Here is a 23,762-nt window from a genome sequence, read left to right as displayed (position 1 = left end):
CGTTTCATAAGGAATTGGCAGGGTAGCCGCTTTCCCTCTCAATGGGTCCATCTCAGCCTGACTCGCATCCTCGGCTGATTTTTCATCAGGGAAGATCCCATGGCATCCCGTGCCCTCCTCTCGTTTGCCCTTGGCGCCACGACCTTGCTGTCCGGCTGCTCGATGATGCGCAGCTACGACACCGAACTGGCGCAGACCAACCAGCAACTGGCCTCGGGCAACGTCGATGCGGCGCTGACCCTGCTGGAAAAGAACAACACCGATCCCGACAAGGACCTGCTGTATTTCTTCGAAAAAGGCGAATTGCTGCGCGCCAAGGGCGACCTGGCCGGCAGCCAGAAAGCCTGGGGCAGCGCCGACCAGATGGTTGGCCAATGGGAAGACGCGGTCAAACTGGACAGCGCCAAGTACCTCGCCCAGTTCGGCAGTTTCCTGGTCAACGACAAGGTCCGTCGCTACGAAGGCTATGACTACGAAAAGGTCATGCTGACCACCCAGATGGCGTTGAACCAGCTGGCCCTGAATGACTTCGACGGCGCGCGCATCGCCATCAAGAAGACCCATGAGCGCGAAGCGGTGATCGCCGACCTGCGCGACAAGCAATACCTCAAGAGTGAAACCGAGGCCGGCCAGCAGGGCATCAAGACCCAGTACAAGGACCTCAAGGGCTATCCGGTCGCCAGCCTCGACGCCCCGGAAGTGGTCGGCCTGAAGAACAGCTACCAGAGTGCGTTCAGCCACTACCTGGCCGGGTTCATCTACGAAGCCCTCGGCGAAAAGGACCTCGCGGCGCCCGGCTATCGCCAGGCCGTCGAACTGCGCCCGAACACCCCGCTGCTGGAGCAGGCGCTGGTCAATCTCGACAAGCCCGCCGGCAAGGATGACGACAGCGATATCCTGATCGTCGTGCAGAGCGGCCTGGCGCCGTCCCGGACCTCCATCAGCATTCCGCTGCCGCTGCCGATCGACCACAATCTCGTCATCACCCCGCTGTCGTTCCCGGTCATCCAGGCCGACACCTCGACGGCCACCTTCGCCCAGATCGGCGTGGACGGCCAGCCGCAGAACCTCACCGCGCTCAACAGCACCACCGCCATGTCCCGCCGCGCCCTGCGCGACGACATGCCCGGGATCATCCTGCGCACCAGCGTGCGGGCCATCAGCCGCGGCGCGGCACAGGCGAAGCTGAACAAGACCAATCCCCTGGCCGGCCTGGCCGTGGGCATCACCTCTGCCGTCCTCGAAGGCGCCGACACCCGTACCTGGCGGACCCTGCCGGACACCACCCAGGTGGTGCGGCTGCGGCTGAAAAAGGGTGAACACCAGGTCACCCTGCCCAGCGCCCTCGGCGGTTCGCGCGTCGCCTTCACGGTCGACCGGCGCTACCAGGTCATCAGCCTGCGCGCCGTCGGCAACCAGGTGTTCACCAGCGGCGTAGCCACTCACCGGATGGCGGATGCCGGACCGACCGCCGTCGCCAGCCTCAAACAACCTTGAAGAACGGAGTCTCGTGCATGCGTTTCAAACTGACTGCTGCCGTCGCCCTGACCCTGCTGGCCGGTTGCGCCACCCCGCCGCCACCACCGGCCCCCGGTAGCGCGGCGAGCAAGATCGTCGCCATGGGCGAAATGGAGAACATCGAAGTGGGCGCCATTCGTGTCGCCCGGGAAAACGGCTTCCTGACCGTCAAGGTGCAACTGAGCAACACCCGCACCAAGAACAAGATGATGTATTACCGCTTTGCCTGGCTGGGCAACGACGGGTTCCCGGTGGCCGACGATGAAACCTGGAAGACCCTGAACCTGTATGGCGCCCAGAGCACCTTCCTGCCGGCTATTGCGCCGACGCCCAAGGCCACCGATTTCCGTCTCGAAGTCAAAACCCCCTGAGTCGACGCCGCCCCCTCGCGTCCTTTTGAAGAGAACACTGCCATGTTTACACGCCTGTCCCTCCTTGCCGTCGTCGCCCTGCTGGCCAGCGGCTGCGCCAACAACACCTCGCCCGTGCTGGGCGGGAAGAACATCAGCTATGGCGATACCAAGGCCGTGGAACTGGTGACCAACGAGTTCGGTTCCACCGACCTGCAGATGATCGCCGAGTCCATGACCCGCTCCCTGGCCCAGTCCGGCGTCCTGCAAGGCCGTCCGGTGGTGCAGGTCTACGACGTGAAGAACAAGACCAGCGAGTACATCGATACCCGCGAGATCACCACCTCGATCAAGACCCAACTGATGAAGAGCGGCACCGCCCGTTTCGCCAGCGACAACACCGAGATGCAAAGCCAGGTCGATCAGTTGAAGCTGCAGAACCAGAGCGGCCTGTACAAGAAAAGCACCGTCAGCAAGACCGGCAACATGATCGCCGCCAAGTACCGCCTGGAAGGTTCGATCAGCTCGATCGTCAAGCGCAGCAGCGACTACAAGGACGTGTTCTACAAGTTCAGCCTGCAGCTGATCGACGTCGAAAGCGGCGTGGCCGATTGGATGGACGAAAAAGAGATCCGCAAAACCACGGAGCGTTGAACAATGCGTGCATGGATTGGCATGATCGGCCTGGTCTGCGCCTTCGGCGTCCAGGCCGCGCCCAAGGTGGCGGTGGCGGACCTGGCGTACCAGGCGAAGGTGGAGCAGTACATCCACAGCATCTCCGCGCGGGACAACCACCAGGAGAGTTACTACGGCGCCAGCGGCTCGTCGAGCTATGACGAGTACGAAAGCCGCAGCAGCTACATCGAGCAGGGCGAACTGCGCAAGTTCACCGGCGATATCAAGGGTGAGATCCTGCGTACCGGGATGTTCCAACTGGTCCAGGGCACGCCCTACACCGCCAGCTCCAAGGGTGATGTCTACGACGTCATCAAGCGAATCAAGGGTGGCAGCTTCAAGGGCGCCGACTACGTGCTGTTCGGCACCGTGTCGGACATCGACTTCACCCAGGACATCAACGAGCTGGCCAACACCAACAGCTACTCGGCGGTACTGGGGCTGACCCTGGTGGGCGATTTCAGCCTGATCAACACCCGCACCTACGAGATCACCTCGGCGTTCACCGCCATGGGCGAAGGCCAGGACACCAAGCTGGTCAACAGCCGGGATGTCCATGTCTCGCTGAACCGTCCGCGGGTGGTGCGCGATGTGTCCAAGGCGCTGGGCGAGGATGTGGCGCGGCAGTTGAGCCTGCAGTTGGGTGGGCCGGACATGGGGCCGGGCGCACCGGCACCGCTACGCAACAACCTGCCGCCGGATGAGGCACCACGGGTTCTGCACTGATCCGCGACCGCGTTATCGTTCATCGCCGGCAAGCCCGCTCCTACAAGTCCGCGTCGATCACACTTTTTGTGTACGACACAGCATCTGTGGGAGCCGGCTTGCTGGCGATAGCGTCCGCTCAGGCAACGATGAACTTCAGGTGGTCGCCTTGTGCAAGGTCGCCAGGAACCCCGCCGCGCCGACGAACAAGCCGGCAAAGGTGCGGTTCATCCGGCGTTGCTGCTTGGGCGTGCGCAATAGGCGCAGGACCTTGGCCGCCAGGCCCGTGTAACCGGCCATGACGATCATGTCGACGGCGATCATGGTCACGCCGAGGATCAGGTACTGATGCACCAGGGGTGCGTGGGGATCGATGAACTGCGGCAGCACGGCCAGCATGAACACCAGCGCCTTGGGGTTGCTGACGTTCACCAGGAAACCGCGGAACATCAGGGTCAGCGGCTTGCCGACCGGTCGAATCGTCGCCTCATCGGCCATGTTACTGGGCAAGGCGCGCCATTGCTTGACCGCGAGGTACACCAGGTAGACCACGCCGAACCACTTGATGGCATAGAAGGCCGAGGAAGACGCCGCCAGGATCGCGCCGACGCCTGCGGCAATCACCGCGATCTGCGCCGCCAGACCCAGTTGCAGGCCCAGAGCGTTCCAGTAGCCGCGCAGGAAGCCGTATTGCAGGCCGCTGGACATCGAGGCGATGGCACCGGCGCCCGGAGACAGGCTGATGACCCAGCACGCCGCAAAAAAAGCCAGCCATGTCTCAAGCAGCATCACGCACCTCGGATAAGAGTTGTAACAAACCTCTAAACTAATCCGTGGGCGTGAAATTGACTACCGTTTTTTCTCGGTCAGGACAGCGCTTCCAGCTCGGCCTGCATATTTTCCAGCAACTCCAGCGCCTCCATCCAGGCTTCTTCCAGCTCGGACTCGCGCACCTTCAACTTGGCCTGCTCGGCCAACAGGTCGCGCAACTCGTCCTTGCGCGCCACCTCGTAGATCGCGCTGTCGCCGAGGCTCGCCTCGATCTTCGCCAGCCGCTCGTGCAGCTTGCCCAACTCGGCTTCGAGCTTGTCGGCCTCACGCTTGTGCGGAGCCAGTTGCTGGCGCAACGCGGCGGCCTGCTGACGCTGGACCTTCTTGTCGGTCTTGTCCGGATTGACCGGCGTGTTGCTCACCGGGGCGTTGCGCTGGCGGTACTCGACCAGCCAGCGGGCGTAGTCTTCCAGGTCACCGTCGAATTCTTCGACCTTGCCGTCAGCCACCAGGTAGAAATTGTCGGTGGTGCTCTTGAGCAGATGGCGATCGTGAGAAACCACCAGCACCGCACCGCTGAACTCCTGCAAGGCCATGGTCAGCGCCAGGCGCATCTCCAGGTCCAGGTGGTTGGTCGGTTCGTCGAGCAGCAACAGGTTCGGCCGCTCCCAGGCGATCAAGGCCAGCGCCAGGCGGGCTTTTTCGCCGCCCGAGAAGTTCAGTACCGGCTCGTCGATGCGCGCGCCACGGAAGTCGAAACCGCCGAGGAAGTCGCGCAGGGTCTGTTCGCGCTCGGTCGGTGCCAGGCGTTGCAGGTGCAGCAGCGGGCTGGCCTTGGCGTCCAGCGAGTCGAGCTGGTGCTGGGCAAAGTAGCCGACCACGGTGTTTTCACCGCGGGTCATCCGTCCCGCCAGCGGCGACAGCTCGCCCGCGAGGTTCTTGATCAACGTCGACTTGCCCGCGCCGTTGGGCCCGAGCAGGCCGATCCGCGCACCCGGGGTCAGTTGCAGCTTGACCTTCTCCAGGATGGTCTTTTCACCATAGCCCAGGCGCGCATCGGACAGATCGAGCAAGGGGCTGGAAATCTTCTGCGACTCACGGAAGGTGAAGTCGAACGGCGAATCGACGTGGGCGGCGGACAGCTCTTCCATCCGCTCCAGGGCCTTGATCCGGCTCTGGGCCTGGCGGGCCTTGGTGGCCTGGGCCTTGAAGCGGGCGATGTAGCTTTCCATGTGCGCACGCTGCGCCTGCTGCTTCTCGTAGGCCTGTTGCTGCTGGGCCAGACGCTCGGCACGGGCGCGCTCGAACGCGGTGTAGCCACCGCGATAGAGGGTGATCTTGCGCTGGTCGACATGGGCCACGTGATCGACCACTTCATCGAGGAAGTCACGGTCGTGGGAGATCAACAGCAGGGTGCCGGGGTAGCTCTTGAGCCAGTCTTCCAGCCAGATGATCGCGTCGAGGTCCAGGTGGTTGGTCGGTTCGTCGAGCAGCAACAGGTCCGACGGGCACATCAGCGCCTGCGCCAGGTTCAGGCGCATCCGCCAGCCACCGGAGAAATCCCCGACCTGACGATCCATCTGTTCGTTGGTGAAGCCCAGGCCAGCCAGCAACTTGCGCGCACGGGCATCGGCGGTGTAGCCGTCGGCACTGTCGAGCTCCGCGTGCAGACGGGCCAGGGCGGCGCCATCGTGGGCTGCCTCGGCGGCCGCCAGGTCGTGTTGCACCTGGCGCAGGCGCACGTCGCCATCGAGCACGTAGTCGACCGCCAGGCGTTCGAGGGTATCGACCTCCTGGCGCATGTGGGCGATACGCCAATCGGCCGGCAGGAAGCAGTCACCCGAGTCCGGGTGCAGCTCGCCCCGCAGCAGGGCGAACAGGCTGGATTTGCCGGCGCCGTTGGCACCGATCAGGCCGGCCTTGTGGCCGGCGTGCAGGGTCAGCTCGGCGTCTTCTAGCAGACGTTGCGGGCCACGCTGTAAAGTCAGGTTCTGAAGTCGAATCATAATGGCGGCGGAGTCTACCAGCTTCCCTCGCAACTGGCGCGGATCTCACCATGCATGCTGACCTGTGGACGTTTTCCTTGAACACCTACGCCAAACCCGGCGTCGAAGACGCCTGCCTGGCGCTACAGGCGCAGGGGGCGAATGTCTGCCTGTTGCTCTGCGCGGCCTGGCTGGGCCTGCGCGGGGTGCGCTGCGAGGCCGAACGCTCGCGGCAATTGCAGGCACTCGCCGAGCCCTGGCACGAACAGGTGGTGCAGCCGCTACGGCAGTTGCGCCTGCAATGGCGCACGGCGGCGTCACAGGACGTCGGGTTGAAAGTTCTGCGGGATCAGGTCAAGGCGCTGGAACTGGCCGCAGAGCAACAGCTGTTGCAGCGACTGGAAGCGCTGGGGCGGGATTGGCCGGAGGTGGGCGCAGAAGATCTGGACCCGTGGCTGGAGGCTGTCGCCGCCCAGGTCGCGGGCCTGAATCGCGACGCGCTGCGGCAGCTGCGCGTCGCGGTGAGCCAGGCTTAGGAAGCGCTGGTAGGTGTCGCGGCAGGCGCCGCTGGAGTTGGAGCAGTCGGAGCGGTTGGCGCGACGCTGGCTGGCGCGACTGCTGCAGGCGCTGCCGGCTTCACGGCTACCGCCGGTTTGGCTGCGGTCACCGCGGGCTTTGCGGCTGGCTTGGTGGCTGCCGGCTTTGCAACGGCAGGCTTTGCAGCCGGCTTGGCAGCAACAGCTTTTGCAGCGGGTTTGGCGGCGGCAGGTTTGGCAGCAGCTCTTGCGGCTGGCTTGGCCGCAGCCGGTTTGGCAGCAACAGCTTTTGCAGCCGGCTTGGCGGCGGCAGGTTTGGCAGCAGCCGCTCTTGCAGCTGGCTTGGCCGCAGCCGGTTTAGCAGCAACAGCTTTTGCAGCCGGCTTGGCGGCGGCAGGTTTGGCAGCAGCAGCTCTTGCAGCTGGCTTGGTGGCAGCCGGTTTAGCAGCAGCTTTTGCGGCTGGCTTCGCGGCAGCAGGTTTGGCAGCAGCCGCTTTTGCAGCGGGCTTGGCGGCAGCCGGAGTAGCCGCAGCAGGCTTGGCGGCGCGGGTCGACAGAGCCTTGGTGACCGCCTCTTTCACACGACCCACACCCTGGGCCAGTTTCAGGCTTTCCTGGGCATCGCGCTTGAGTTGCAGGATGTAGCCACGGGTTTCGGACTGGCTGGATTTCAGCTTGTCCAGCAACTCTTCGAGCTCACCGACCGCGCTCTTGGCCTTGGCTTGTGCCTTGGCTTTTCCGGCAGTCGCCGAGTCCTGCAATTTGGTGCGCGCCTTGTGCAGTTTCTCCTGGGCTTTACCGCGTTGCTTCTCCAGTTTGGCGAGCAGTTTTTCAGCATCAGCCAAGGCTTGGGTGCAAGCGGTTTCCAGATGTTCGAGCAGGCTGCCCGACAACTGTTGGAGCAAGTGCAATGGAGTATTTACAGGCTTCTTGGTGGCCGACATGGTGTACCTCCTGGCTGACGTGAATGCGGCCATACTAGCCCTCTGGGAGTACCGCCGCTAGGGCATGTTGACAGTATCGAATGGCCCGGGTTGCATGCGCTGAAAAATGCTTCTTCAACAACCCACCCGGAGCACTGGCATAATCCCCTGCACCTGAGGTCGGAGAGTACTTATGCCGCGTTATTTTCTGCTGTCACTGTGTGTATTCTGGTCGCTTGCGCAGGCCGCGCCAGAGGTCAAGAACGACGACGCCCATGACCTCGCCTACAGCCTCGGCGCCAGCCTCGGCGAGCGTCTGCGCCAGGACGTTCCGGACCTGCAGATCAAGGCCCTGCTCGACGGTTTGCAACAGGCCTACCAAGGCAAGCCACTGGCCTTGAAGGAGGAACGCATTCAGCAGATTCTCGCCGCTCATGATGCCCAGGTCGCTCAGGACGCTTCCAAACCACAGAGCGAAATTGCGCTGGAAGCCGAACGAAAGTTCCTCGATGAAGAAAAGGCCAAGCCCGGCGTCCACGAATTGGCCGACGGCATCCTGATGACGGAACTGACCCCCGGCAACGGAGAGAAAGTCGCGGCCAACGGCAAGGTCCAGGTGCGTTACGTCGGACGCCTGCCCAACGGCACGGTGTTCGACCAGAACAGGCAGCCGCAGTGGTTCCGCCTGGACAGTGTGATCAATGGTTGGCGCAGTGCCTTGCCACAGATGCCCGTCGGTGCGAAATGGCGACTGGTGCTGCCCTCGGCACAGGCTTATGGCGCAGACGGTGCCGGCGACCTGATCGCGCCCTACACACCACTGGTGTTCGAGATCGAGCTGCTCGGCGTTGCCGGCTGAGCGCCGACGCCGTAACGAAAAACGGTGCGCCCGTGCGCACCGTTTTCATGACTGACCAACCGGCATCAGGCCTGGGCTTCAGCCTTCTCCTTGTGGGCCGTATGCAGCACTTCGATCAGGCAGTCTTCCAGCTCGAAGCGCTCGTGAAGCAGGCCGCCCAGCTCCTGGAATTTATGCGCCACGCACTCGCCTTCGTCGCACAGGTCGTTGAAGGCCAGCAGCTTCTCGGTAATGACATCGATACGCGGGTAGATCGTCTCGGCCAGTTCCAGCCCGCGCTGGTCGCCGAAGGCCTTGGCCTCGCCGGTCAACTGTTCGTAGATCTCGAAGTGGCCGGCCGACACATAGTCAACCAGCAGACCGCAGAACTCCTGCAAGGGCTTGGGATTCTGCGCCAGGGCACCCGGCTCGGCACCGAGGCCGTCGTAGGCCTTCACGAGCTCGTGACGCTCCTTCAGCCAGCGATCGATCAGCAGATGAACTCCACCCCAGCGTTCCTGAGCATTTCGACAACTTTCGAGCATGGTGATCTCTTCCCTTCTGGGTCATGCCGACCGACACCCCGAGCACCTCGGGGCTCCTGACTTGGCCAAACAGAACACGCTAATTGCGATAAGGCGATGCGGGCCAGATTATGCCCGCTCGACAGCCGCTTCAAGGTACGCAGGAGAGAAAGTTCATACAAGTGTTTAATCCAGGGCACGACCGCCGGTTACTTCTGCCCGCCCGCCGTCGAATCCGGCCCCACCAGTTGATAGATCATCAGCAGGCTCATGCCGACAAACGCCAGCAGGCTCCACTCGGGAATACTCAGGTCGAAGAGGGTCCACTGGATCTGCGCGCATTCGGCGGTAGCCCGAAACATCAGCTTGAACGCCTCGAGGGGGGGCACCTGCCGGATCAGGCACTGCAGGTCGGGCTGGCAGATCATCAACTGCTCGGCCGGCACCCGCTGCAGCAACACCTGCCGCGCCGCCGTGGCGGCACCGGCCAGGGCCAGCAGCAGGCCAAAGCCGCCATAGACCCAGCGCCCGATGCGCCCCGGACCGTGCAGCATCGCCACCAGGCTGACCAGGCAGAACCCCGCGAGAAAAAAGCGCTGCGCGATGCACAGCGAGCAAGGCTCCAGCCCGGTCACCCGCTCCAGGTACAGCGACGCCCCCATGACCAGGGCACCTGTCAACAAGGCCAGGGAGAACAGCGAACGTGAGCGGGCCAAGAACATGGCTTATCCGTAACAGGAGAGACAGGCAGTTACGGTAGAGGAAAGCCCTTGACCCTTTCAAGACGAGTCAGAGCAGACAATTCCTTAAGCCTGTAAGGAATTACCGACGGACATCCTATGAAACCATTAAGTAAACAGTAGGAATCCGACTTCATTGCGGAAAGGGAAGCATCCCGCCACACAAAAACGGGATGCCGGAAGTGGCACCCCGTCCCCGGGAACTTTCACGCCGGCAGCGGCGATGCCAGCAAACGCTTGTCCAGCAGGCCCAGGCCTTCCTGGAACAACTGGTTACTGCGCTCGGTATCACCCAGCTGGGCCAGCAAGCGCGCCAGCTCCGCGCAGGCTTCGGGATGGCGTTGCACCCGCAGACTGCTTTCCAGGTAGTCGCGGGCCTTGCCCCACAGACTGTTTTGCAGACTCAGGCGCCCCAGCGTCAGCAGCAGGCCGGCATCCTCCGGATGCTCCTTCAGCCAGCCCTCCGCGGTCTGCAACTGACGGGCCGGGTCACGTCCACGCAACAATCCGTACAAACGCGCCAGATGGCTGTCGTACTGGCGCTTGAGCGCCTCGCGCAGCGCTTCTTCGGCCTGGGCATCGGCGCCGAGCTGACGCAGTTGCTCGGCATAGGCCAACACCAATTGCGGCTCCTGGCGCTGGGCCGAGCTCAATTGTTGCCAGGCACGATCCAGCGCTTGCAGGCCCGCTTCGCCCTCCTCACGCCGGGCCGCCAGGCTCAGGTTCTCACCCCAGGCCCGACGCTCCAGTTCGGCCAACTCGCCCTTCCCCAGCACCTTGTCCTTGCGCAGCTCCGGCAACAGGCGGATCAGCGCCGACCAGTCGCCGCGCTGCTGATACAGGCGCTGCAACTGGCGCAGGACCTGAATGCTGTGGGGATGACGATCATGCATGGCTTGCAGGGTATTCAACGCCCCGTCGCTGTCGCCACGGTCCACTTGCAACTGCGCGTGACTGAGGGCAATCGCCAACTCGGCCTGGGGCTGGCGATCCAGGGCACGCTCCAGCAGGTTGTCGCACTCCTCGTGCTTGCCTTGTTCGTTCGCCGCCCGAGCCGCGCCGAGGTAGTACAGCAGCGGCTGGCGCTCGGCCTCGGCGGCGCGCAGCAAATGGCGCTGGGCGCTAGCCCAGCGGCCCTCGGCCAGGTCCATCTGGCCCTGTTCGATGGCCAGCTGGGTGCGGCGACTGCGATTGCGCCGGGACCAGGGATTAGCCACGGAACTCGAGGTGGTCACCAATCCCACCAGGAACTTCACCGACCACAGCACCAGCCACGCCACCACCAGCACGGCCAGGAAGGCCCACAGGCTGGATTCGTAACGGAAGCTGTCATAGGCGATCAGGACGTAGCCCGCGTGCCGCGAGATCGCATAGCCGAGGCCGGCCGCAATGGCGATGACCAGCACCAGGATCAGCAGGAAACGTTTCATGGGCTGGTCTCCTCGGCCGGGGTCGCATTGCTGCTGACCGGGGTCTCGATCTCGACATGCCGCCGCTCGAGATAGGCCTGCACCGCCGCCAGGGCCCCGGCCAGGTCCGGTGTGACCACGGTCACCGGCTGCTTGCTCAGCTCGGCCAGGCGCTCGAGCATGATCTTGCTCTGGGGATTGTCCGGATTGAAGCTGCCGGTCAGCACGTCCCGGGCTTCGGTCAACGCCTGGGTGTAGACCCCGGCCTGGCCGTTCAAGGCGGCCCACTGGGCCTGCTCCAGGGCCAGGCTCAGGGCCAGGCGGACCTGCGTCAGGCCCTGCCCGGCGAGCAACGGCCGGATGTTCTTGTTGGCACTGAAGTCGATGCGGATATAGCGCGAGATCTCATCCCACCACACGGCCCAGCGGCTGGCGCCATCGCCGTCGGCGGTCAGGCCGAGCAAGGAGTCGCCGCGATCCTTGTACTCCGGCGCCAGCTCGTTGAGCTGAGTCACCTGGTTGCGCAAGGCCCCCAGTTGCAGGAACAGGCCGGTGCGGTCCGGCTGCTCGGTGCTGCGCAGCGCGGCGAGGCTCTTGGCCACCTGCTCGCGGGCGGCAAAGGAACCCGGATCGTTCTGTTCACGCAGGATATCGTCGGCACCCTGCACCAGGGCCAAGGCACTGGTGATGTCCTGCAAGGCCGACAAGCGCAGGCTGGCCAGGCGCAGCAGGTGCTCGGCCTCGGCCAGGCGCCAGTCCTTGCGGCTGGCACCCAGCACGCTTTCCAGCCGCTGGCTCAGGCGCTGTTGATCGCCCTGCAACTGCGTGACCAGGCGACGGCGCTCTTCCAGCTCGCCGGCAGCCGGCAACTGATCCAGGCGCGCGGCCAGGCGCTGTTCGCTCAGCTTGAGGGACTGCGCCTGACTGTCCAGGTCTTGCAGTTGCCCGGTCTGCTGCTGGTGGTTGGCTTGCAGGTTGCGCACCTGCCAGACGCCCCAGCCACCCGCCGCCACGCCGGCAGCGCCGAGCAACAGGGCGAGGATCGCCAGGCCATTGCCACGGCGCGCCACGGGCGCCGCCGGCGGTTGAACCGGGGCATCGACCACCGGCTGGGCTTCTTCTTTGGGCAAGGCTGTTTCGCTCACGTGTCCATCCTTTGCATTCTAGAGAGCGGGTACGGGATGCTCCCGCAACGCCGCTAGCAAAGCCGTGGCACTGGCACCACGGCAATCCACCACATATCGAGCCCCCGCGGCGCGTGCCATCTCGGCCACCCGCGGGCTTGGAACAAACAACGGCAGGCGCGCCAGTTCCGGCCAGGCCGTCGCCGCCAGCTGGTACAGGTGTTCAAAGCCCTGCCCACTGCTGACCACCAGGGCGTTCAGGCGTTCCATCGAGACACGCTGTGCCAGGACGCCTTCTGCATAGTCGGGCAAACACCGACGGTACAATTCAAGGTAGTCGACACTAACACCCTGGCTGCGCAAACGCTCGGCCAGCAGCTCGCGCCCGCCCTCGCCACGCAGGATCAAGACACGCGGCTCGGGGTGCGCCAGCGCCTGCTGCAGCGCCGGCAAGGCCAGCAGGGCCTCACTGTCGTCGCCCTCGGCCGGATAAGCAACCTCAAGGCCGTAATCGGCGAGTATCCCTGCGGTCGCGGCGCCGACCGTGAACCATTTCAGAAAGGGCGGCTGCGGCCAGTACTGGTCCACCAGTTCGACTGCCAGGCGCGCCGCCGGCTTGCTGACCACGATCACCGCCTGGTAGTGGGCCAGGTCGTAGATCATCGCCCGCCCGGCCCCGTCGACCGGCAAGGGCTCGATCTCCAGCAACGGCAGGCTGCTGCTGAAAACCCCGGCCTCGGCCAGGGCGCTCGCCAGCTCCGCCGACTCTGACGCCGGCCGGGTCAACAACAGGCGCCAGCCGCTCACTCTTCGCCGGCCTCGCCGTAGACCGCCTGGAGAATCGCATCCGCGCCCTGCGCCAGCAGCGCCTGCGCAACCTGGACGCCAAGGGCCTCGGCCTCGCCTCGCGGAGCACGGGCATCGGCGCTGAGCAACAGGCCGCCATTGGGATCGCCGACCAGGCCACGCAGCCAGACCTGATCACCTTCGAGCACGGCGTAACAGGCAATCGGCACCTGGCAGCCGCCATTCAGATGCTTGTTCAAGGCACGCTCGGCGGTGACCCGCACGGCGGTGTCGGGATGGTGCAGCGGCGCCAGCAGGGCATGGATTTCCGTGTCGGCGCTGCGGCACTCGATGCCCACCGCGCCCTGGCCACCGGCCGGCAGGCTGTCTTCGACACTGATGGCCGAGGTGATGCGGTCTTCGAAGCCGAGCCGGATCAGGCCGGCCGCCGCGAGGATGATGGCGTCGTATTCGCCGGCGTCCAGCTTGGCCAGGCGGGTATTGACGTTGCCCCGCAGGAAGCGGATCTGCAGGTCGGGCCGACGGCTCAGCAATTGTGCCTGGCGCCGCAGGCTCGAGGTGCCGACCACGCTGCCGGCGGGCAGCGCGTCAAGACTGGCGAAGGTGTTGGAAACGAAGGCATCGCGCGGGTCTTCGCGCTCACAGATGCAGAACAGGCCGAGACCTTCGGGGAAATCCATCGGCACGTCTTTCATCGAATGCACGGCGATATCGGCCTCGTGCTCGAGCAGCGCGGTTTCCAGCTCCTTGACGAACAGTCCCTTGCCGCCGATTTTCGACAGCGGCGAGTCCAGCAGCTTGTCGCCGCGACTGACCATGGGCACCAGGATGACCGACAGGCCGGGATGGGCCTGCTCCAGGCGGGCCTTGACGTATTCGGCCTGCCACAGGGCCAGCGCGCTCTTACGGGTAGCGATGCGGATTTCGCGAGAAGACATGGATCGATCCGTACTGAATAGATACGGCAGATAATAACAGCTCGGCCCGCCCCGCTTTGACTTGTATCAGCCAATACGCGGCCTTCCTGGCCTGGAAATACCCGGTGGACAGTACCTTGCGCCTTGCGCAAGGCACGGATTAAAGCTGTTGCATCATCTTGCGCACGCCCGCGACATGACGCCGGCTGACGATCAGCGCATCGCCGTTGAGGCCCTTGAGAAACAGCTGGAAATGTCCCAGCGGCGTCCGTTGCAGCCGCTCGATACGTTCGCGGGCTACCAGGGCGTTGCGGTGAATACGCACGAAGCGGTCGCCGAACTCGTCTTCCAGGGCCTTCAGCGGCTCGTCCAGCAGCACCTCGCCGCCTTCGTGGCGCAGGGTCACGTACTTGTGATCGGCGATGAAGTAGATCACCTGGTCCAGCGGAATCAGCTCGATGCCCTTGCGGGTGCGGGCGCTGATGTGCGTGCGCGGGCCGGTACCGGATTCGGCGGCGGGACGCGTCAAGGCCGCCAGTTGCACACGGTTGGGACGCTCGGCCTTCTTCAGCGCTTCGAGCAGGTGCTCGGCACGCACGGGCTTGACCAGGTAACCCACGGCGCTGACCTGGAACGCTTCCAGGGCAAATTCATCATGGGCGGTGCAGAACACCACGGCGGGGGGGGCTTCGCGCTCGCACAACCGGGCGGCCACCTGCAGGCCGTCGAGGCCGGGCATGCGGATGTCGAGCAAGACGACATCGGGCCTGAGGCTGTCGATCAGGGTCAATGCCTCTTCGCCATTGGTGGCGCTGGGCTCCAGGACACTGTAACCCTCGAGCTCGCCGACCAAACGGTTCAGGCGCTCGCGGGCCAGGGGTTCGTCATCAACGATCAGGACATTCATATTGCACTGGATTCCTGCGTGAGTCTCGCACAAGGATAGCGTAGACAGGTGAAGTGACGACCGTCACGGCGATCCACGCTAAGACTAGCGCGAGGTCCGAAAAGTGCCGTAAGTCGGGCACCGATATTCGTCAGCGCCAATTGAGTACCGCTCGACACCTGCCGCAGAGCGACATCGTCGCAGGGATTGCTGATACACAATATGAACTCTCCCTCTTCATAGTCGGCTTCGACCCTGACCACGCCGCCTTCGATGCGCGGTGCGATGCCGTAGATCAGAGCGTTTTCCAACAGTGGTTGCAAGGTTAAATGCGGGATCGGCAAATCCTCTGGAATTGTGCCCACCCTCCAGTCCAACTGTAGACGGTTGCCAAGACGATATTGCTCAATTGACAAATATCGTTGCGCTAATTCCAGCTCGTCCCCCAGGACACCAGGTTGCCGGGTTTGGCGAGACTGGCGCGGAACAGGTCGGACAGATCCAGCACGGCCTGCTCGGCCTGTTGCGGATCGGTCGCCACCAGGCTCGCAATGCTGTTCAGGCTGTTGAATAGAAAGTGCGGACGGATCCTCGCCTGCAAGGCCTCGATGCGGGCCTGCGACTCCACCTGCTGCTGGCGACGCCACTGACTCAGCAAGTAAAAGTAACGCAACATCAGTACCGACATGATGAGGCTGATCAAACCATGGCGCAGATAGCGCCAGGCCCTGCCTTCGCCCGAGGGCGGGCCCGCCAGGGAAAAATAGTCGGTCAGGCCGGTGCCCGCCAGGCTCAAGCCGACCACCAGGGCACAGCACAGCCCGCCGGCCAGCCCCGGACACAAACGTGCCAGCCAGGCCCGCGCGCCACACAACAAGGCCGCCGACAACAGCACGATCCATTGCACATACAAGGATGTCAGCGCCAGGCGCATCCAGTCGAAGCCGACGGGCATCGGTTCGGCCAGCACCAGCACCATCACCAGCAATTCGGCCAGGACCACCAGCACCAGCAGCGCTTCGGGCAGGCAGAGTTCCGGGAGGAAGCATTCCTGGGTCGCGGACGCCTCACGCCCGTCGTTCGATCGTGAAATAGGCATGGAGCCCAGTCTCTGCGCAGGCACCCACGGCGACAAGCCGTCCGACAGATTCGGTCGAAATATAATTCGCCAATGCCGGATACCCACCCTGCGCAAGCCGGCTGGCGACAATAACGGCTGCCGGGGCGCTTCACCGTCCGGGACAAACCGACGCCCCAGGGGGCGCCGGTGTTTTCGATATCGCGCCGGCCTGGCTGACGGGCATTGGCGCAACCCTGCTATGATCGGCGACAACTTTTCCGGCAACCCACTTTCAGCAGATCACGAGCGAATCCATGAGCACCGACAAGACCAATCAGTCCTGGGGCGGCCGCTTCAGTGAACCCGTCGACGCCTTCGTCGCACGCTTCACCGCCTCCGTCACGTTCGACCAGCGCCTCTATCGTCACGACATCATGGGCTCCATCGCCCACGCCACGATGCTGGCCAAGGTCGGCGTGCTGACCGACGCCGAGCGCGACAGCATCGTCGACGGCCTGACCACGATCCAGGGCGAAATCGAGGCCGGCCAGTTCGACTGGCGCGTGGACCTGGAAGACGTGCACATGAATATCGAAGCGCGCCTGACCGACCGTATCGGCATCACCGGCAAGAAGCTGCACACCGGCCGCAGCCGTAACGACCAGGTCGCCACCGATATCCGCCTGTGGCTGCGCGACGAGATCGACCTGATCCTGGCTGAAATCACCCGCCTGCAGAAAGGCCTGCTGGAACAGGCCGAGCGCGAAGCCGACAGCATCATGCCGGGCTTCACTCACCTGCAGACCGCCCAACCGGTGACCTTCGGGCACCACATGCTGGCCTGGTTCGAAATGCTCAGCCGCGACTACGAGCGCCTGGTCGACTGCCGCAAGCGCACCAACCGCATGCCACTGGGCAGCGCAGCGCTGGCCGGCACCACCTACCCGATCGACCGTGAATACACCGCCCAGTTGCTGGGTTTCGACGCGGTCGGCGGCAATTCCCTGGACAACGTCTCGGATCGTGACTTCGCCATCGAGTTCTGCTCGGCGGCCAGCATCGCGATGATGCACCTGTCGCGTTTCTCCGAAGAGCTGGTGCTGTGGACCAGCGCGCAGTTCCAGTTCATCGACCTGCCGGACCGCTTCTGCACCGGCAGCTCGATCATGCCCCAGAAGAAGAACCCCGACGTACCGGAGCTGGTTCGCGGCAAGACCGGCCGGGTGTTCGGTGCCCTGATGGGCCTGCTGACCCTGATGAAAGGCCAGCCGCTGGCCTACAACAAGGACAACCAGGAAGACAAGGAACCGCTGTTCGACGCCGCCGACACCCTGCGCGATTCGCTGCGGGCGTTTGCCGACATGATTCCGGCGATCAAGCCCAAGCACGCGATGATGCGCGAGGCGGCCCTGCGCGGTTTCTCCACCGCCACCGACCTGGCGGATTACCTGGTGCGGCGTGGCCTGCCGTTCCGTGACTGCCACGAAATCGTTGGCCATGCAGTGAAGTACGGCGTGGACACCGGCAAGGACCTGGCAGAAATGAGCCTGGAAGAACTGCGCCAGTTCAGCGACCAGATCGACCAGGACGTGTTTGCGGTCTTGACCCTGGAAGGCTCGGTCAATGCCCGTAATCACATCGGCGGGACGGCACCGGCGCAGGTGAAGGCCGCGGTCGTTCGCGGCCAGGCGTTGCTCACCAACCGCTGACCCTGACTTGTAGGAGCCGAGCTTGCTCGCGAAGGGGCCCTTAAGGCCGCCAAAAGCTTCGCGAGCAAGCTCGGCTCCTACAGAACGGTGTTTTTTCTTATTGCTTGGCAGCAATCATCGCCAGGAACGCCGGCATCGCCGCGTCCTTGTCCGCCGCGATTCGCTGCACATTCGGCCACTGATGCAAGCGTTCCAGCAACGCCTTGGCTTCGGGCATATCCGCCAACAGATCGATCCCGAACAGTATCTGGCCGACCTCGCAGGCCACGTCGACGCTGTAGAGAAAGTAGATATCCGCCATGCTGAACTCGCTGCCCGCCACATAAGGCGCGAACGCGCCATGGCGCTTGAGCGCGGCGAAGCCCAGGAGCAATTCGGCCCGGGTCTTCTCCTTGATCGCCTCCGGCAACACCATCCCGAAGAATGCCTCGCCGAACGATGCCCGCGCCGGCAACTCGATGTACAACTCGATTTCCTTGGCCAGCGCCAACACCCGGGCACGCTGGAAAGGATCGGCCGGCAACAGTTTCACCCCCGGCTGGGTGTCATCGATATAGGGCAGGATCACCGCGGTTTCGTTGACGAACCCCTGCGGGGTGCCCAGCACCGGGACCTTCCCCCGCGGGCTGATCGCCAGGGCCTCCGGGCTCTGCCCGGCATAGAACGGCACTTCCTCGAAGGGCAGGTCCTTTTCCAGCAGCGCCAGCTTGACCATGTTGTAGTAGTTGCTGACCGCAAATCCATAAAGCTTGAGCATCACAAAGCCTCCAGGCCGTGCAGGGGGTTGGCCCGAGCAGTTATAGAACCTCGAACGCTCTCTTGCCAGCGGCATCACCCCCTGAATGCAGTTAAACTGGCGGCCTTTCCTTGAGGAGTCCGCCATGAGCGAGCCAACCGATATCGACAACGACGACGAAGCGTTCGCCGAGAGTACCCTGACCCAGGCCATCGAAAACCAGATCGAGACCGACAACCCGCCGGCGGCCAAGGCGACCTTCAACAAGCTGACCCTGGTGGGCTACGAGCGCGAAGAGATCCTCAACCTCATGGCCCATGTGCTGGCGGTGGAGATCGATGCGATGCTCGATGAGGATCGCCCGTTCAATACCCAATGGTACGAGAGCGCATTGCGTGCCTTGCCCGAGCTGCCGCCCGAGAACTCGTGAATCCACTGGATTTGCAGCGCTCCCTGTCTACACTGAAAACGCCCCGCCACAACCCGGGCCCGGGGCGTTGTACCCACCGTCCGGCCGCCTACGCATCGAATACTGGACAGAGCGCCCAACTGCGATCACCTTAGGGACGCTGTCGTCCAATAATTCCTAGAAAGTCTGGAGTCCTTATGTCGTATACCCCTGAGTTGGTTGCCGAACTGGAAATCCTTGCACTGTTCAATCTGGACAATTCCCAGGAAGGCCTGAAGATTCATCAGACCGCCGCGCCAAAAGCCATCGCCGCCGCCCAACGTCTGTTCGAGAAAGAACTCATCACCCAACCCGACGGCGGTTACCTGACCAGCCTGGGCCGTGACGCAGCCGAGCATGCCCAGGGCCTGCTGACCATCCTGGCTGTCAAAGAAGCCGCCTGACCCCTCGCCGCGCCCACGGGATCTCCTCCTGCCGGATCTCGCGGGCGCCGACGAAAAATGCTGGAAAACCGGCGTCAAGAAAAATCTATTTAAACGTCCTGCCTCTTCGGCGCTAAACTGCGACCCTTGCGAACCCCTTCCTTTCGAAACCCGCAAGCCGGTTTGAGTGAGACATGACGCGTACCCACGAAATTCGCCCGAACCTGGACGAGGGAATCGATCGCAAAGTCCTCAGCCAGTTGCGCGCGCGTTTCCTGAAACTCAACCAGGGGCGCCTGGACCGTGCCCTCGAAGGCCTGTCGCCGCGCCAACAGGTGGTGCTGAACCTGCTGCCGCTGTTTTTCCACGTCAATCACCCCCTGCTGCCCGGCTATGTCTCGGGCAGCACCCCGGCCGGGCTGTCGGGCTATGAGCCCGACGAACTGGCCCTGGCCGAAGCCCAGCGCCTGACTCGCTCGTTTTCCTACAAGACCCGCCACGGCAATCCACCACGACCGATCCACGGCCTGTTCCTGATGGGCAGCCTCGGCACCCTGGCCCAGGCCGAGCAGAGCGACATGGATGTGTGGGTCTGCCACGCCAGCGAACTGAGCCCGGGCGAGCTCGCCGAACTGCGCAAGAAGTGCCAGTTGCTGGAGGACTGGGCCGCCAGCCAGGGCGCCGAGGCGCATTTCTTCCTGATCGATCCGAGCCGTTTCGTGCGCGGCGAGCGCGACGCGCAACTGAGTTCGGAAGACTGCGGCACCACCCAGCATTACCTGTTGCTGGACGAGTTCTACCGCACCGCGATCTGGCTCGCCGGGCGCACGCCGCTGTGGTGGCTGGTGCCGGTGTACGAAGAGCGGCGCTACGACCAGTACACCCACACCTTGTTGTCCAAGCGCTTCATCGGCGCCAACGAGACCCTCGATCTCGGCCACCTGGCCCGGATCCCGCCGGGAGAATTCATCGGTGCCGGGCTCTGGCAACTGTTCAAGGGCATCGAGTCGCCCTACAAATCGGTACTCAAGCTGCTGCTGATCGAGGTCTACGCCAGCGAGCATCCGCAAGTCGAGTGCCTGAGCCTGCGCTTCAAGCAGGCGGTGTTCGCCAATCACCTGGACCTCGACGAGCTGGACCCCTACATTGTGGTCTACCGGCGTATCGAGGAATACCTCAAGGTCCGCAACGAACCGGAACGCCTGGAACTGGTACGGCGCAGCCTGTACCTGAAGGTCAACCGCAAGCTCACGGGCCAGAGCGCGCGCAACCAGAGCTGGCAGCGCGAGCTGCTGACGCGGCTGGCCAGCGAATGGGGCTGGGACCGCCGGCAACTGGCGCTGCTCGACAGCCGCAGCCAGTGGAAAGTCCGCCAGGTCAGCGCCGAGCGCCGGGCGCTGGTCAACGAACTCAACTACAGCTACCGCTTCCTGACCCAGTTCGTCCGCACCGAACAGGCGGTCAGCCTGATCAACAAGCGCGACCTCAATGTCCTCGGCCGCCGCCTGTACGCCGCGTTCGAGCGCAAGGCCGGGAAGATCGAGTTCATCAACCCCGGCATCGCCCCGGACCTGGCCGAAGACACCCTTACCCTGGTCCAGTCGCCCAACCGCAAGGAGCCGGGGCACACCTACTGGAGCCTGTACAACGGCAGCCTGAACGCCCTGGAATGGGAGAATTTCGCCCCGATCAAGCGCAGCCGCGAGCTGCTGGAACTGCTGACCTGGTGCCACCGCAATGGCGTCATCGACAGCAGCACGCGCCTGTCCCTGCACCCCGGCAGCAGCGACCTGACCGAGTTCGAACTGTTCAACCTGCTGGGCAGCCTGCAACAGACCCTCGCCCTGCCGCTGGGCAGCGTCGGCGAGGAACAGTTGCTGCGCCCCAGCATCCCGGCCGAAGTGCTGATCCTGGTGAACATCGGGGTGGACCCGCTCAAGCACCACCGCGACCTGAATATCCTGATGACCACCGAGCGCACGGACTCCCTGAGTTACGCCGGCGTCCGGGAAAACCTGGTGCTGACCCTCGACCAGGTCACGCTCAACAGCTGGAACGAAGTGCTGATCAAGCGTTACCACGGCCCTCACGCACTGCTCGAATGCGTGCGCGATTACCTCAATCATCTGCCGATCGGGCGCGAACTGCCGCGATTGCGGGTGCGCTGCTTCTGCCACAACCGCGCGCAGTTCATCGCCCAGCGGGTGGAGGAAGTGCTCGACACCGCCCAGGACCTGCTGCTCGGCAATCTCAACCATCGTTACCTGGTCCAGATCCAGCAGCGCTATCACGTACTGGAACTGCTGCAGGGCCATGTCAAGCACATCGCCCTGGACAGTCTGCCGGCACTGCTCAACTACCTGAGCCAGGAGCTGTCCGCCTACAGCCCGCTGTACCTGGACATCCGGGCGCTGGAGGAGCACGACCTGGCCCTGGTGCTGCCCATGGGCCAGCCTGGCTGCGTGCAGGTGTTCTACCGGATCAACGAGACGTACGCCGAGCTGTACGTACTGGACGAGTTCAACGCCCTGTGGCAACAGCGCCTGCCCTTCCACGACGAGCAAAGCCTGCTGGTGCCGCTGCAACGCTTCCTGCAGTCGATCCTCTACCGCCGCGAGGCGCTGATGCCCATGGACACCACCCAGCCTTCGGCGGCGCTGGAAACCCTGTACTACCAGTTGCTGCCCTCGGCCCCGGGGCGGGCGCGCCGGATCGAAACCCGGCCGGCGCCGCAGACGCCGGTCAACAAGCCGTTCTATGACGTCCAGGCGATTGTCGGCAAGGCCGGGACGAACGAAGTCCAGGTCAGCCTGTACTGCAATCAGCGGGAGTTTTCCGAACTGGAATACGGCGACCAGCTGTTTATCACGGTCGCCAGGGAAATCGTCGGGCAGCGCCAGGAAGTCGAACGCTACCGCTGCTACATCACCGACCTGGACCTGAGCGCGCTGATCGGTGACGGACAGGGTTCGAGCAATCTCTACCTGCGCTACAAGGCCGAGCTGGAAAGCGCGCTGAACCTGGCGCTGGAGCAGATCTGAGGGCATCCCTGACGAAAGCCCGCGGTCGGGCTACTCGCGGCGGCACCCGGCCGAGGACGCCGCAGCGGGCTCAGAGGTGGAAATCACCGGCGGCTTCCGGCTGATACTCCACTTCCAGCAGGTTCAGCTTCAGGGTCTTGCCGCCCGGGGCCGGCCAGTCGATGTGCTGCCCGACCTGCAAACCGAGCAAGGCGCTGCCCACCGGCGCGAGAATGGAAATCCGCCCTTCATCGGCATTGGCATCCTGTGGATACACCAGGGTCAGGTGATAGTCCTTGCCGCTGCCTTCTTCCCGGCAATGCACCCGGGAGTTCATGGTCACCACCCCGGCCGGCACTTCTTCGTGACCGACCACGCTGTCGGCGCGGTCCAGTTCGGCTTGCAAGGCGATGACGCCGGGCAGCGTGTCATCCAGGCTGTCGATCAGGCGTTCCAGACGCTGCACGTCAAGGCGGGTGAGGATGATGGAAGGTGCGGTGCTCATGATCCAGGCAGACTCCTTTTTTCTGCACGATAAAAGCAAAACCCCGCCACGAAAGGCGGGGTTTTCACAGGCCTCGTCAATGTGAGGCGTAGTCGGACACTACCACAGCGGCGTAAATACACAACCCGGAGAAAGCGCCCGGTCCCTGTGGAGAGATGGGGCCTGCATGGGAGAGGAATGACCTGTGGCAAGCCCCCTGGCTACAGTGCCCCGCAGCCCGTCAGGCCTGCGCCTGACGCTGCCGGGCCTGCTCGCAGATCACCCGGCGGCGCGCATCGTCCGCCGAGCGCCACTCGCGAATATCCTCGACGTGTCGAAAACAGCCGATACAAATTTTCTGCTCATCCAGCCGGCACAGACTCACGCAAGGCGACGGCACGGCCGCGCTGACGTTGCTGTACAACGGCTTGGCGGGGCGTACCGGGGCGGCTTCCTGCGTCACGCTCAGATCTCTTCGAAATCCAGGTTGATGTCGTCCTGCCCCTCGCTGAAGGGCTGGGTAAAGCGCGCCAGGATCTCGTTGAGCTTCTCTTCGCTCTTCACACAGAACCAATAGCTGCCGTCCTCATCCTCGTTGCTGCTTTCCTTGTACTCGAAGTGATAGCCGCCGGTGGGCTTGGCCGTCGCCAGCCAAAGCTGGCGCAGTGGTTCCTGGCGGCTGAAGATCAGCTGGCTGCCGCCTTCGAACTTCACGGTGAGCACACCGCCGGAGTTCTCCACGTCCACATCCAGACCGCTCTCGTCGAACACCTCTTCCAGGTTTTCCAGGGTGTTATCGACCAGATCGTGAAAACGGGCTTCAGTCAAACTCATTGCGCGAACCTCGAAAAATACCTGTCCCTTCAAGCGCCGCAAGATACGAGCACTCCCAGACGATTGCAAAGCATAACCACGTGGGGCCAAGAGTGACATCAATAATCGGCGCAACGGTGCCCTGACACCGCCGGACGGCCAGCGGCCCGCATAGGCAAGCCGCCGGGTGGCCGGTATACTCCGGCGCAATCAATGCTTTTTCAAAGGATTTCGCCATGAAGCGCCTGATCTCTTCCCTTGCTGCGCTCCTTGCGATCGCTTGCCTCGTCTCTGCCTGCGGCCAGAAAGGTCCGCTGTACCTGCCGGATGACAACCAGAATCCGAACGACCAGGCCAAGTCCTCGCAGACCAAAGCGCACCAGCACGACACCTCCTACTAA

26 protein-coding genes and 1 pseudogene are annotated in these 23,762 nt (G+C 63.7%); 11 read left to right on the top strand and 16 right to left on the bottom strand.

The features are described from left to right. The first annotated feature begins 99 nt into the window (after positions 1-99). The 4 genes from NUH87_RS18375 to NUH87_RS18360 are packed head-to-tail and all read left to right on the top strand — an operon-like array spanning position 100 to position 3,269. Positions 100-1,497, top strand: a complete 1,398-nt coding sequence (locus NUH87_RS18375) for a hypothetical protein (protein WP_338522171.1) — start codon at positions 100-102, stop codon at positions 1,495-1,497. Positions 1,498-1,514: 17 nt separating this feature from the next. Next, on the top strand, positions 1,515-1,889 hold the full coding sequence (locus NUH87_RS18370) for a YcfL family protein (RefSeq protein ID WP_338522170.1): 375 nt from the start codon (positions 1,515-1,517) through the stop codon (positions 1,887-1,889). Between the two features lie 42 nt (positions 1,890-1,931). Further along, the gene (gene lpoB, locus NUH87_RS18365; protein WP_338522169.1) at positions 1,932-2,522 is read left to right on the top strand and encodes a penicillin-binding protein activator LpoB; all 591 of its coding nucleotides are present in this window, start codon (positions 1,932-1,934) and stop codon (positions 2,520-2,522) included. A 3-nt stretch (positions 2,523-2,525) separates the two neighbouring features. Then, on the top strand, positions 2,526-3,269 hold the full coding sequence (locus NUH87_RS18360) for a penicillin-binding protein activator LpoB (protein WP_338522168.1): 744 nt from the start codon (positions 2,526-2,528) through the stop codon (positions 3,267-3,269). A 135-nt stretch (positions 3,270-3,404) separates the two neighbouring features. Here NUH87_RS18360 and NUH87_RS18355 read toward each other — a convergent pair whose 3' ends face one another. After that, positions 3,405-4,037, bottom strand: a complete 633-nt coding sequence (locus NUH87_RS18355; RefSeq protein ID WP_040071641.1) for a LysE family transporter — start codon at positions 4,035-4,037, stop codon at positions 3,405-3,407. 77 nt (positions 4,038-4,114) lie between these two features. Then, a complete protein-coding gene (locus tag NUH87_RS18350; protein ID WP_338522166.1) occupies positions 4,115-6,025 on the bottom strand; it encodes an ATP-binding cassette domain-containing protein in 1,911 nt (636 codons plus the stop codon). A 50-nt stretch (positions 6,026-6,075) separates the two neighbouring features. Here NUH87_RS18350 and NUH87_RS18345 point away from each other — a divergent pair, with 50 nt between their 5' ends. Further along, on the top strand, positions 6,076-6,540 hold the full coding sequence (locus tag NUH87_RS18345; RefSeq protein WP_338522164.1) for a TIGR02444 family protein: 465 nt from the start codon (positions 6,076-6,078) through the stop codon (positions 6,538-6,540). Here the strand turns inward: NUH87_RS18345 and NUH87_RS18340 are convergent. Then, positions 6,537-7,484, bottom strand: a complete 948-nt coding sequence (locus tag NUH87_RS18340; protein ID WP_338522163.1) for an AlgP family protein — start codon at positions 7,482-7,484, stop codon at positions 6,537-6,539. The genes NUH87_RS18345 and NUH87_RS18340 overlap by 4 nt on opposite strands. Before the next feature lie 172 nt (positions 7,485-7,656). Here NUH87_RS18340 and NUH87_RS18335 point away from each other — a divergent pair, with 172 nt between their 5' ends. Further along, positions 7,657-8,322 carry an FKBP-type peptidyl-prolyl cis-trans isomerase gene (locus NUH87_RS18335; RefSeq protein ID WP_338522162.1) on the top strand — a complete coding sequence of 222 codons (666 nt, stop codon included), beginning with the start codon at positions 7,657-7,659 and terminating at the stop codon, positions 8,320-8,322. Between the two features lie 65 nt (positions 8,323-8,387). Here NUH87_RS18335 and NUH87_RS18330 read toward each other — a convergent pair whose 3' ends face one another. The 8 genes and pseudogenes from NUH87_RS18330 to NUH87_RS18295 all read right to left on the bottom strand — a co-directional run bounded on the left by NUH87_RS18330 (position 8,388) and on the right by NUH87_RS18295 (position 15,807). Continuing rightward, a complete protein-coding gene (locus NUH87_RS18330; RefSeq protein WP_040071645.1) occupies positions 8,388-8,846 on the bottom strand; it encodes an Rsd/AlgQ family anti-sigma factor in 459 nt (152 codons plus the stop codon). Between the two features lie 188 nt (positions 8,847-9,034). Beyond that, complete coding sequence (locus tag NUH87_RS18325; protein WP_338522161.1) at positions 9,035-9,547, bottom strand: disulfide bond formation protein B; 513 nt, start codon at positions 9,545-9,547, stop codon at positions 9,035-9,037. Positions 9,548-9,771: 224 nt separating this feature from the next. Next, the gene (locus NUH87_RS18320; RefSeq protein WP_338522160.1) at positions 9,772-10,995 is read right to left on the bottom strand and encodes a heme biosynthesis protein HemY; all 1,224 of its coding nucleotides are present in this window, start codon (positions 10,993-10,995) and stop codon (positions 9,772-9,774) included. Next, positions 10,992-12,119, bottom strand: a complete 1,128-nt coding sequence (locus NUH87_RS18315; protein WP_338522159.1) for a uroporphyrinogen-III C-methyltransferase — start codon at positions 12,117-12,119, stop codon at positions 10,992-10,994. The genes NUH87_RS18320 and NUH87_RS18315 overlap by 4 nt, the downstream gene beginning before the upstream one ends. A gap of 18 nt (positions 12,120-12,137) precedes the next feature. After that, entirely contained in the window at positions 12,138-12,905 is a 768-nt protein-coding gene (locus NUH87_RS18310) for a uroporphyrinogen-III synthase (protein WP_338522158.1), read from the bottom strand. Then, on the bottom strand, positions 12,902-13,843 hold the full coding sequence (hemC, locus tag NUH87_RS18305) for a hydroxymethylbilane synthase (RefSeq protein WP_040071650.1): 942 nt from the start codon (positions 13,841-13,843) through the stop codon (positions 12,902-12,904). The genes NUH87_RS18310 and hemC overlap by 4 nt, the downstream gene beginning before the upstream one ends. Positions 13,844-13,982: 139 nt before the next feature. After that, entirely contained in the window at positions 13,983-14,729 is a 747-nt protein-coding gene (locus NUH87_RS18300) for a LytR/AlgR family response regulator transcription factor (protein WP_040071651.1), read from the bottom strand. After that, a pseudogene (locus tag NUH87_RS18295) lies at positions 14,726-15,807 on the bottom strand (sensor histidine kinase). Before NUH87_RS18295 ends, NUH87_RS18300 begins: the two are co-directional and overlap by 4 nt. Before the next feature lie 275 nt (positions 15,808-16,082). Here NUH87_RS18295 and argH point away from each other — a divergent pair. Continuing rightward, complete coding sequence (gene argH, locus NUH87_RS18290; RefSeq protein ID WP_338522156.1) at positions 16,083-17,477, top strand: argininosuccinate lyase; 1,395 nt, start codon at positions 16,083-16,085, stop codon at positions 17,475-17,477. 97 nt (positions 17,478-17,574) lie between these two features. Here the strand turns inward: argH and NUH87_RS18285 are convergent, their stop codons facing one another. Then, a complete protein-coding gene (locus tag NUH87_RS18285) occupies positions 17,575-18,234 on the bottom strand; it encodes a glutathione S-transferase family protein (RefSeq protein WP_040071654.1) in 660 nt (219 codons plus the stop codon). 124 nt (positions 18,235-18,358) lie between these two features. Here NUH87_RS18285 and NUH87_RS18280 point away from each other — a divergent pair, with 124 nt between their 5' ends. The 3 genes from NUH87_RS18280 (at position 18,359) to NUH87_RS18270 (ending at position 22,085) form a co-directional block, all read left to right on the top strand. Next, on the top strand, positions 18,359-18,643 hold the full coding sequence (locus NUH87_RS18280) for a hypothetical protein (RefSeq protein WP_040071655.1): 285 nt from the start codon (positions 18,359-18,361) through the stop codon (positions 18,641-18,643). A 176-nt stretch (positions 18,644-18,819) separates the two neighbouring features. Next, positions 18,820-19,065 (top strand): TIGR02647 family protein, encoded by a 246-nt coding sequence (locus NUH87_RS18275; RefSeq protein ID WP_338522155.1) that lies wholly within the window; start codon positions 18,820-18,822, stop codon positions 19,063-19,065. Between the two features lie 173 nt (positions 19,066-19,238). Then, positions 19,239-22,085, top strand: coding sequence for a class I adenylate cyclase (locus NUH87_RS18270; RefSeq protein WP_338522153.1), 2,847 nt, complete (start codon positions 19,239-19,241; stop codon positions 22,083-22,085). Between the two features lie 70 nt (positions 22,086-22,155). Here the strand turns inward: NUH87_RS18270 and rnk are convergent, their stop codons facing one another. The 4 genes from rnk to NUH87_RS18250 form a co-directional block, all read right to left on the bottom strand. Continuing rightward, complete coding sequence (gene rnk / locus NUH87_RS18265) at positions 22,156-22,569, bottom strand: nucleoside diphosphate kinase regulator (protein WP_040071658.1); 414 nt, start codon at positions 22,567-22,569, stop codon at positions 22,156-22,158. A gap of 220 nt (positions 22,570-22,789) precedes the next feature. Then, on the bottom strand, positions 22,790-23,011 hold the full coding sequence (locus tag NUH87_RS18260) for a DUF1289 domain-containing protein (protein WP_338522152.1): 222 nt from the start codon (positions 23,009-23,011) through the stop codon (positions 22,790-22,792). A gap of 2 nt (positions 23,012-23,013) precedes the next feature. Further along, positions 23,014-23,382 (bottom strand): iron donor protein CyaY, encoded by a 369-nt coding sequence (cyaY, locus tag NUH87_RS18255; protein WP_338522151.1) that lies wholly within the window; start codon positions 23,380-23,382, stop codon positions 23,014-23,016. Next, complete coding sequence (locus NUH87_RS18250; RefSeq protein WP_167337465.1) at positions 23,369-23,599, bottom strand: hypothetical protein; 231 nt, start codon at positions 23,597-23,599, stop codon at positions 23,369-23,371. Before NUH87_RS18250 ends, cyaY begins: the two co-directional genes overlap by 14 nt. Between NUH87_RS18250 and lptM the strand changes: the two genes are divergently transcribed. Then, complete coding sequence (lptM, locus tag NUH87_RS18245; RefSeq protein WP_040071661.1) at positions 23,598-23,762, top strand: LPS translocon maturation chaperone LptM; 165 nt, start codon at positions 23,598-23,600, stop codon at positions 23,760-23,762. The genes NUH87_RS18250 and lptM overlap by 2 nt on opposite strands.

The sequence above is a fragment of the Pseudomonas batumici genome, assembly GCF_036585405.1.
GTDB lineage: Bacteria > Pseudomonadota > Gammaproteobacteria > Pseudomonadales > Pseudomonadaceae > Aquipseudomonas > Aquipseudomonas batumici.
The sequence above is the reverse complement of the archived record's forward strand: the minus strand, read 5'-3'. Positions and strand labels throughout refer to the sequence as shown.